Annotated in this window: 7 protein-coding genes; 6 read left to right on the top strand and 1 reads right to left on the bottom strand. The window is 44.4% G+C overall.

All coding sequences use genetic code 11. The features are described 5' to 3' along the window. The 6 genes from HN980_01550 to HN980_01525 all read left to right on the top strand — a co-directional run. On the top strand, positions 1-772 hold a 772-nt coding region (locus HN980_01550), incomplete at its 5' end, for a hypothetical protein (GenBank protein MBT6928171.1). A 254-nt stretch (positions 773-1,026) separates the two neighbouring features. After that, positions 1,027-3,156, top strand: coding sequence for a hypothetical protein (locus HN980_01545; protein ID MBT6928170.1), 2,130 nt, complete (start codon positions 1,027-1,029; stop codon positions 3,154-3,156). 83 nt (positions 3,157-3,239) lie between these two features. Beyond that, a complete protein-coding gene (gene dnaN / locus HN980_01540) occupies positions 3,240-4,337 on the top strand; it encodes a DNA polymerase III subunit beta (protein MBT6928169.1) in 1,098 nt (365 codons plus the stop codon). A gap of 2 nt (positions 4,338-4,339) precedes the next feature. Beyond that, positions 4,340-5,416 carry a DNA replication/repair protein RecF gene (recF, locus tag HN980_01535; protein ID MBT6928168.1) on the top strand — a complete coding sequence of 359 codons (1,077 nt, stop codon included), beginning with the start codon at positions 4,340-4,342 and terminating at the stop codon, positions 5,414-5,416. Between the two features lie 407 nt (positions 5,417-5,823). After that, positions 5,824-6,267, top strand: a complete 444-nt coding sequence (gene smpB / locus HN980_01530) for an SsrA-binding protein SmpB (protein ID MBT6928167.1) — start codon at positions 5,824-5,826, stop codon at positions 6,265-6,267. Between the two features lie 91 nt (positions 6,268-6,358). Beyond that, positions 6,359-7,714, top strand: coding sequence for a DASS family sodium-coupled anion symporter (locus tag HN980_01525; protein ID MBT6928166.1), 1,356 nt, complete (start codon positions 6,359-6,361; stop codon positions 7,712-7,714). Here the strand turns inward: HN980_01525 and HN980_01520 are convergent. Beyond that, positions 7,697-8,875, bottom strand: coding sequence for an MFS transporter (locus HN980_01520; GenBank protein ID MBT6928165.1), 1,179 nt, complete (start codon positions 8,873-8,875; stop codon positions 7,697-7,699). The genes HN980_01525 and HN980_01520 overlap by 18 nt on opposite strands. Between the last annotated feature and the right edge of the window lie 60 nt (positions 8,876-8,935).

Genomic DNA, 8,935 nt, shown 5'->3' with positions numbered 1-8,935 from the left:
TATTCGCGTGGGAAAAGAATGGAAAGAAATAGTAACGCCATTCTACGAATGGAAAGAACTGCTATCTTCACGTAAAGAAAGAATACCAACGACAATCGTCGATGGTGTTGTCAAAACAAGAGATAATGATTTCGCATTCCTAGAAGACATGGAAAAAGTAATAGCAGCAGTAAAAAAAGATCCAATAACACTAGAAGAAGACGCCCCAACAGAAGACACCGTGAAAACCCTGATGCTACGATGTGATATCGTCGAGAACATTAATGACAAATGGAAGAAATATTTCAAGGAGATGGTCGATAAGCTCCTAATACTAAAGCTCGTCAAGAGAAATAAAGACACCATAACACTCTGTGAAGGTACAGAAGAATGGCTGGCAATGAGCCTCGAAGAGCAGGGATGCTACCTTCTTAAAAATCGACGCAATACTTTCGTCACCGTTGACATCGACAAAAAACTCTATGCCGACAAAAATCAACGACACCTTGAAAGAAGCCTAGCAGCAGTGGCCGACCTCGGATGGATATACTTCGATGATTTTATAGCAAGCATGGAAGAATCAATAGGAACAACAGACAGTGTCATGCTAAAACGTCGAGGACGCCGCTGGAAATATACTTTTCCGCACTATACCGCTAAAGAACAAGATTTTATAAGGGCGGCGATACAAGAAAAACTCTTCGAAGTAGGATTCGTGGCAACAGGAACGCATAACGATAAACCATGCCTGCGCGTCACGACTTTCGGAAAAAGCTGTATCGTTAAAACGTAACTGATGTTACGCGCTAATCTTGCTTTAGTGGTGTAGCGAAAGGGGCAAGATGTAAGTACTTCCGACGAAGCAAGCTCCGAAGAGCTGGGTGAGGAGGAATACGTAGCAGATTGTTCCTTGCAGCACACCAATAAAGTGAGAGTGGCGCGTAAGGTCAGAACGTAATTGTAAAAAATACTTTATCTTTGATACCTTAGCATATTAAGGAGGAGCTTCTGCGTCGATATGAAATTGGCGTATTAGTTAATTTTATTATGACAAAGATTGAAACTTCTGAGAACTTCGGATTGAGACACCTTGGACACTTCATCAGCAAAATCCCTGATGACCTCGACCCTGAGGTGTGTAAAAGAATTATCAATGGAATGAACGCCAATAAGTTGTATACTGTTTTGTCCGAAGAGCAAATCGACGCCTCTGTTGCAGTCACTGAAATTTGTAAGCTGGCGAGTGAATTCCGTACCATTATGCATGAGCAGAATAAATGGATTACGAATACACAGAAATCCCGCCTTAATGCCGCCTTTAGAAGTGTGATGGTCGATATAGAAGCTATCGTAAAAAGACATAAACATGATGGCGCGCTAGCAGCGAAAAAGAAGCCACAAGGGTGGATTTCACGTGGAAAGAATATCGTAATTGTTAAGACGTTGAAGACATATCGCCACCTGAAAGATTGTCTTATCAGTGAAGATCACAACAATGAGACGCTAGAAGATATCCTTGTTTCTGTTAAGAATGTAATGAAAACTATCGATCGTGATGAGCCTTCTATCGAAGACACAAAAAATGTCACCCCAAAAAAGAGCGCAGAGAGCGATACTCAGAATATAGAAGGAATTGTTACAACAGAAGGTGTCGGTTTTGACGAGGATGACGGCGATGATGATTTTTTTGACGCCCTAGACGTTCCTTACGAAAAACTTGATAAAGAGCAGAAAAGGCTGCTTGAAGAAGAATGGGCATATTCCTTGCAAGCCGAGCTGAAGAAGGCTCAGGAAAAAGAACCTGAAAGTATGTCTGAAAAAGATCCCGTTACTGATGGCATTGCGATGAGCAAAGAAGAAGATGATGCGCTTTGTGAAATATTCATATCCAAGGCATTGGAAGAAATAGACGGAATAATGAGCGAAGAGACCTTGACGGAAAAAGAACCAAAAACTTCGACGCTAAGAAAAGCTGAAGAACCTGACAGCGCGAAGATCTCTTTAGGAAAGAAAATAGCGAAAGCTGCTGGCGCGGTGGTCTCTTTAGGGAAAAAGATAGTGAAAGCCCCAGGTGATGCAGTAGCGAAAGGTGTAGAAGCTGCTGTGCAGAAGAAAGTCAAAAACGTTGCAGAGAATTATACCCCAGATAAATTCTTCGGGGAGGAGTCTTTCGAAGATTTTATCGGAGGAATGCTTTCTGACTCCATCTCTTCTTCAATAATAAAACCAGAAAAACTTGTACAGAAATATACGAAAAGACTAGGAAAAAACCTAAGCTATATCGTCAGAGAACAGAATATACAGCGCTTTGGTATCAGGGTGCTAACAACAATGTCTAGCGGACTTAGAATCGTAAACGACGGAAGCGATGAAGAGATGTTAAATCCTGACGAAATTCTCCAGGGGCTGGGAATTGATAAGACGTTCAAAGAATACAAAAAATATGTACAAGAGGCGTTCATCAAAAGAGCTGCTGCGTTGCTTACAAACAATGAAGAAAAGGCTTCTAAAGAAGAAATGAACGTTGGAGAAAAAATCTTCACTTTTATAAAAGATAAATTCTACGAATTCACTAGGAAAATATTAAAGATCTTCGTGCGTGTCGCACTAAAAACTATATTGCCCGTCCTGCCAAGAATTATGGGTCACGGGAATAAAGAAGGGGATGATACAGAACAACAGCCGGCGCCATTTTCGAAAAGACTTCTTAATCATTTCTTAAAGCGTATGGGTATAACAGAAACTCTCGCACAGGCACAAGCACAGTCAGACGTAGTTTTTTATTACACTCTAGACCAGGTTTCTGAAGAGATGATTGATATTGTTCAAGAAGCTAGCGCCAAAGAACGCAAAGGAGAAGGTACAGACGTTTCCGGTAAAGAACCAACAGAGTTATACGAAGATATGCAGGATGCTGTTGCTAGCATCTCGGAAGAGGTAGCCACCTTCACAGCGGAGAAAGGGAAAGGCCTGCAGAATGTCATGCTAAGAGCCCTTGCACAGAAAAGTCATGGGGTGATCAGAGCATTGGTAGGGAGACAAGGGAGCGAGAAAAAGTTCGATATCGCGACGCCTGCAGCAAAGATAGTCATCCCAGCATGGCGAGAATGGATTACTGCCGATTTTGAGGACGAAGGCTATATACCGCATATAGACGAAAGACCTATTGGTGGATAGAGTTGATTTTGCTGTTGACATTTGTAACACCGTCCCTTATCGTTATCCGTTGAATATATCAATTTTTAAGGATAATATATATTATGAAGTTTGTTATCTCCAAAGAAGAACTCAACGGTCTTATCGGCCATATACAAAACGTTGTAACACAAAAGGCTACGATACCGATATTGTCGAATATCCTCATCGAAGCGTCAGGCAGTGAGCTCGTCATCACAGCAACAGACCTCACCGTAGGAGTTCGATGCCGTACAGAAGCTAAAGTTTTCGAAGAAGGAGCAACGACATTGCCGGCGAAGAAGTTCGCACAACTTATCCGTGAAATAACAGCGCCGCATATTGAATTCTCGTCGACTTCCGATGACGTTTCTAAGATAACAGCAGGATCGTCACATTTTAACCTCCACGGCATAAATAAAGGAGAATTCCCCGTCCTTCCCGATATGTCTGGAGCAGCACAGTTTAAGATCAAAGGAGAAAAACTCCAAGATGCGCTTTTCCGTACGGCATTTGCCGTCTCTCGCGAAGACCATAGGCCTATACTCACCGGCGTCTTGATGAGTATCGACAATGGCACCGTAGCATTTATCGGTACCGATGGCAAAAGACTCGCTAAGATAGAACAGAATATCGATATCGATGAAAGCGTCTCAGGACAGTATGTCATACCGCTTAAGGCCGTCGAAGAGATATTGAAAATCTCCGGCGATGATGATGCTATAGTGTATGTCATGGAAGATAAGATCGCTATCGACACCAATAAAAGCACCATCATCACAAAATTGTTGTCGGGAAGCTACCCAGACGTCAGCCGTGTCATCCCCGAAGAGTCTGATATCAGCGTCACACTACACCGCGAAGAATTAACAAGCCTGCTTAGACAGATATCACTGTTTACACCAGACAATAACCACTCAGTACGGTTTGTCTTCTCAGATGGAAACCTTCAGCTTGCAATAAATAACGCAGAAATAGGGACGGCTAAGGTTAATATGCCCGTCAACTACGATGGCGAAGCACTGCAGGTAGCATTCAATCCGGCGTTTTTCCTGGACATCCTACGCCACAGCAAAGACGAGACAGTGAACATAGGACTCACCGACGCCTTTAACCCAGGAGTGATCACCGATACCTCGTCGGCACTGTGCGTTATCATGCCAATGCGCCTCCACGAAGAATAATAATGTTTCTTGAATGGATACGCCTTAGAAATTTCCGCAACTATAAAGATGAGCGCATTACCTTCTACAACGGTGTCAACGGTATTGTAGGCGCTAATGCACAAGGTAAGACGAATATCCTAGAAGCAATATATCTCCTAATAACAGGTCGTTCATTTCGTACAAATGTCCTCGCAGACATGGTTCGCGATGGAGAAGAAAGCTTCTTCATAGAAGCAGGGTTTTATAAAGACGGAGTGCAGCAAAAACTTTCCATGATGTCCGACGGCAAAAAACGCCATATACGACATAACGATACTCCTTGTACAACAGCAACGAACATCCTTGGAATCCTGAGAGGCGTTATTTTCGTCCCAGAAGATAACGATATCATACGTGGCGGCCCTGCAATGCGCCGACGCTTTCTAGACATCCATATAGCACAAGTCGACGCAATATACGTCAACACCCTGATACGATACAACCGCGCTATGAAGCAGAGAAATACACTGCTAAAGGCACAGAAAATAGAAACAATAGACAGCTGGGAAGAGAGCATGGCTGCCGACGCGGAATATATCGTAACACGTAGACGACAGGCGATCAATATCCTGCAACGTTACAGTAAAGAAGCTTACAGCATGCTTAGCGGCGGAATAGAGACGATGTCATTGCAATATAAAACTCCAGCACCGCCGACATCACTAAAAGAATATTACCTCGCATGCTATAACGAAAATCGTAACAAAGAGATGCTATACGGATGTACGTCGATAGGGCCACACCGCGATGATATCACTATAACGATAGACGACAGAGATGCAAGACACTTCGCCAGCGAAGGCCAGCAGCGTTGCTGCGTAGCGGCATTACGTCTAGCAGAATGGTATACTCTCCGTGACGAATCTCACGATATCCCATTCATGGCTATCGACGACCTAGGGATAAGCCTCGATGAACAGCGACGTAAAAACTTCTACGCCATCCTAAACAACCTCGGACAGGTGTTCCTCACATCAACAGAAGATTTAAACGCCTCAGGTGCTATGACACTACACGTCGATAACGGCAGCATCGTCCAAGAAACCTGTTGCACGTGAGACGAAAGCATAGTATAATAAGCTCCATATATATAACTGACCTTACGCGCTACTCTCACTTTATTGGCGTGCTGCAAGGAACAATCTGTTATGCATTTCTCCTCACCCAGCTCTTCGGAGCTTGGTTCGTCGGAAATACTTGCATCTTGTCCCTTTCGCTACACCACTAAAGCAAGATTAGCGAGTAACATCAGTATATAAGGCGTCTTTTTGTGTGAGGGATGTTTTTCAAATATCCGCTTGCAAAAGGAAAAAGAGCCTTCGGAATCTTTTTTATCCATCTGCTACACCTTCCGCGGCACGCGAAAGGTGTAGCAGATGTAAAACAGGAGTCCAGAGGAAACTTCGTTTCCTTTGGCGGGGGAGTTTGAGGGGGCAGCGTCCCTCTCAAAAAAAAGAGCGAGACTATGGCAGATTTAGTATCAAATAGAAGAGCATATCACGACTATGAGATCGTCGAGACGTATGAAGCAGGGATTGTCCTGCAGGGTACGGAGATAAAGTCGTTGCGCGACCACGGTGGCAGCCTGCAAGAGGCTTATGTCAAAGTTATCGGCAATGAGCTGTGGCTCATCGGTGCAAATATCGCACTATATCGCTTCGGGAATATCAACAACCACGAAGAGCGCCGAGATAGGAAGCTTCTGATGCATAGCAGAGAGATCTCGCGTCTTAAAGCCGCCATAAAAGAAAAAGGCTTCACGCTCGTTCCACTGGCTATGTACCTAAAAAAGGGAAGGGTCAAACTCAAAATCGGCAGAGGAAAAGGGAAAAAGAAAGCCGACAAGCGCGCTGCCATAAAAGAACGCGACGAAAAACGCACCCTTCAACGAGCACTCAAAAATCATTGATCAATGTTCAATGCTCAATGATATTTGTGGCTATATTTTTCAATATCATGTATTAATATATTTTTGATAAAATCGCGATGAGGAATATAGCATGAAGAAAAAAATATGGCTTATGGCAATAACGCTGCTGATAGCAGTAGGGGTGTATTATTTCCTTCCAGACACATGCCCCGAAGCGGCAAAAAGGACGGCGTTTGTCTTCACAGTAGCGGCACTTTTCTGGGCGCTAGAAATCATACCGCATTATGGCACCTCGCTAGTAGTCGTTCTCCTCCTTATTGTCCTCATCGGCAGGGAAGGCGGCGTCCTTGACCTCGACAGGTCGGGATATAGGATGTTCCTCGTGCCATTCTCAAGCCCAGTAATAATGCTTTTCTTCGGAGGCTTCGCCCTGGCGCGAGCACTAAGGAAATATCACGTCGATAGCTATATCGCCGATAGAGTGCTTTCATTATGCGGCGACCACCCATACCGCGTCCTTTTGGGAATAATGCTATTGACCGCAGTGCTTTCAATGTGGACGTCGAACACTGCAACAACAGCGATAATGCTCGGAATAATAGCACCGTTTGTCGCTACGCTAAAAGAAGGAGAACCTTTCTGTAAAGGCTTAATCCTCAGCGTTCCCTTCGCAGCGAATATCGGAGGGATAGGGACGCCAATAGGTACTCCACCAAATGTCATCGTCCTCGGTAACCTCGCCGAAGCGGGGATAGAAGTAAGCTTCATAGAGTGGATGATGATAGGCGTTCCACTGGCAGTAGTACTCCTGGGCTTGGTATACATCGTCCTTAGATTTTTCTATCCGCTAAAAGATAAAGAGACGAGATTCGTCCTAGAAAAACACGAAGAACTACCCCAAGGAGCCATAAAAGTCTTCGTGATCTTCGGAATAACAGTAACGCTATGGCTCACGACAAAGATCCACGGACTCCATGAATCCGTGACAGCATTAATCGCCGTCGCTATGCTTATAGCGACAGGACTTCTCGACCGCGACGATATGAAAAAGTTCGACTGGGATGTCCTTGTCCTTATGTGGGGAGGCCTAGCACTAGGAGCAGGAATACAGGCGTCAGGACTGGCAACATGGCTAGTAGACCAGCCGCTTATGGGACTTCGAGGGATGACGCTGATAATCTCCTTTAGCGTCATAGCGCTAGCGCTTTCATCTTTTATGAGCCATACCGCCGCAGCGACGCTTATCATACCAATCGCTATGAGTATACCTACGAAGAACCCTATATACCTCGCCATCGCTATAGGGCTGGCATGTTCTTTCGCTATGGCTTTCCCAATATCTACACCACCAAATGCTTTGGCTTTCGCAGGAGGGAAAATAACGACAAAAGATATGATGAAGCCCGGAACGATAATATCTTTGGTGTCGCTGGCGATAATGCTCTTCAGCTTTAAGTTTCTGGTGAACTTAGTGTTCGGTCTCTGAAACAAAGAAGTCTTCGGTGCGCTTGCAGCTCTTGAAGTATAGCGTCGCCACGGCACATAACGCCCCACACAGAGCCATCACATAGACGGGAGATGTCAAAGAACATACCATGCTGCCGATAAGAGGGACAACACATCCTCGCAATCCTATGGCAAAGACATTAGCAGTGCTGTATATAGAGCTGTCTTCATTATGAGAGAATACAGGACCCGACATGTTCCAGCTGAGCTCGCTGCCAGCCTGCATAGTGCCATACATAAGAAAGGCGACATAAAGGAAGGCTATGTTATACGACGATATGATGATAAACAAAGAAAACACTACAGCGAACAAGGTGACATGGCTGCTGAAGAAATAGATGTTCACCTTGCCAAAATGCTTCACCCACAAAGGCGTCGTTATGAGGAATCCTATCCCTTTACATGCCGATATCGCTATAAGCATCTTAGTATATGACAGGTTTAAGGTGTCGACGAAAAATAGCGGCAATGCTGGCTGCATGATCATAATGCCAGCACCGCCTAGCATAAAGCCAATCTGGAAGTTGAAAAAATCACGACGCTTTCTCAATAGAGAGACTATCTGTTTTATGGGCTTGAGCAGCTCATGCTTCCAAGATATTTTAAGTGCATCCTTGGTGACGATATCAGTAGTGACCTCCATAGGTATGCGGAAAAGAAACAACGTCGAAACCGTACCCAAGATGGCCGACGCAGTGAATATCCACTTCCAATAACTCGTGTAGTCGTCGAGAAGCCAGCCGAGGCATAATGGGAAAATAGCGCCAGCAAGGTAGTCAAGGGCAGAGCCTAAAGCAAAAGTTTTGTTGCGAGAGCTCTTGTTGATGTTTAACTTGATGATCTCCATCCACGCAGGGATGATGCCGCGGATGAACATAGCATGGATGCTGAAAGCCGCTATGAAAAACCATAGATTACGAAAATATGGGAAAAATAGAAAAGGAAGATACTTAAGAATATTAGCCCATACCAGGTTGGAAAGAAGACGGTCTTTACGGTTGCTGACAGATATACTCCAATATGGCGCTAAAAGGGCTACAGTAGGTTTCAAAACTATCAATAGGGTGACATGAAAGGGCGAGGCGCCAAGCTCTTTATATAAGATGATAGGAAGTAAGTTGAACATAACCCAGAAGGGCATATTCAATACCTTTGACCATAAAAATGCAGAACAAGTTTGTTTGTGAGCCATCTCTCTTAT

The organism is Waddliaceae bacterium (assembly GCA_018694295.1).
Classification (GTDB): domain Bacteria; phylum Chlamydiota; class Chlamydiia; order Chlamydiales; family JABHNK01; genus JABHNK01.
Note: the sequence above shows the minus strand (reverse complement) of the source record. Positions and strands in the feature narration are given on the sequence as shown.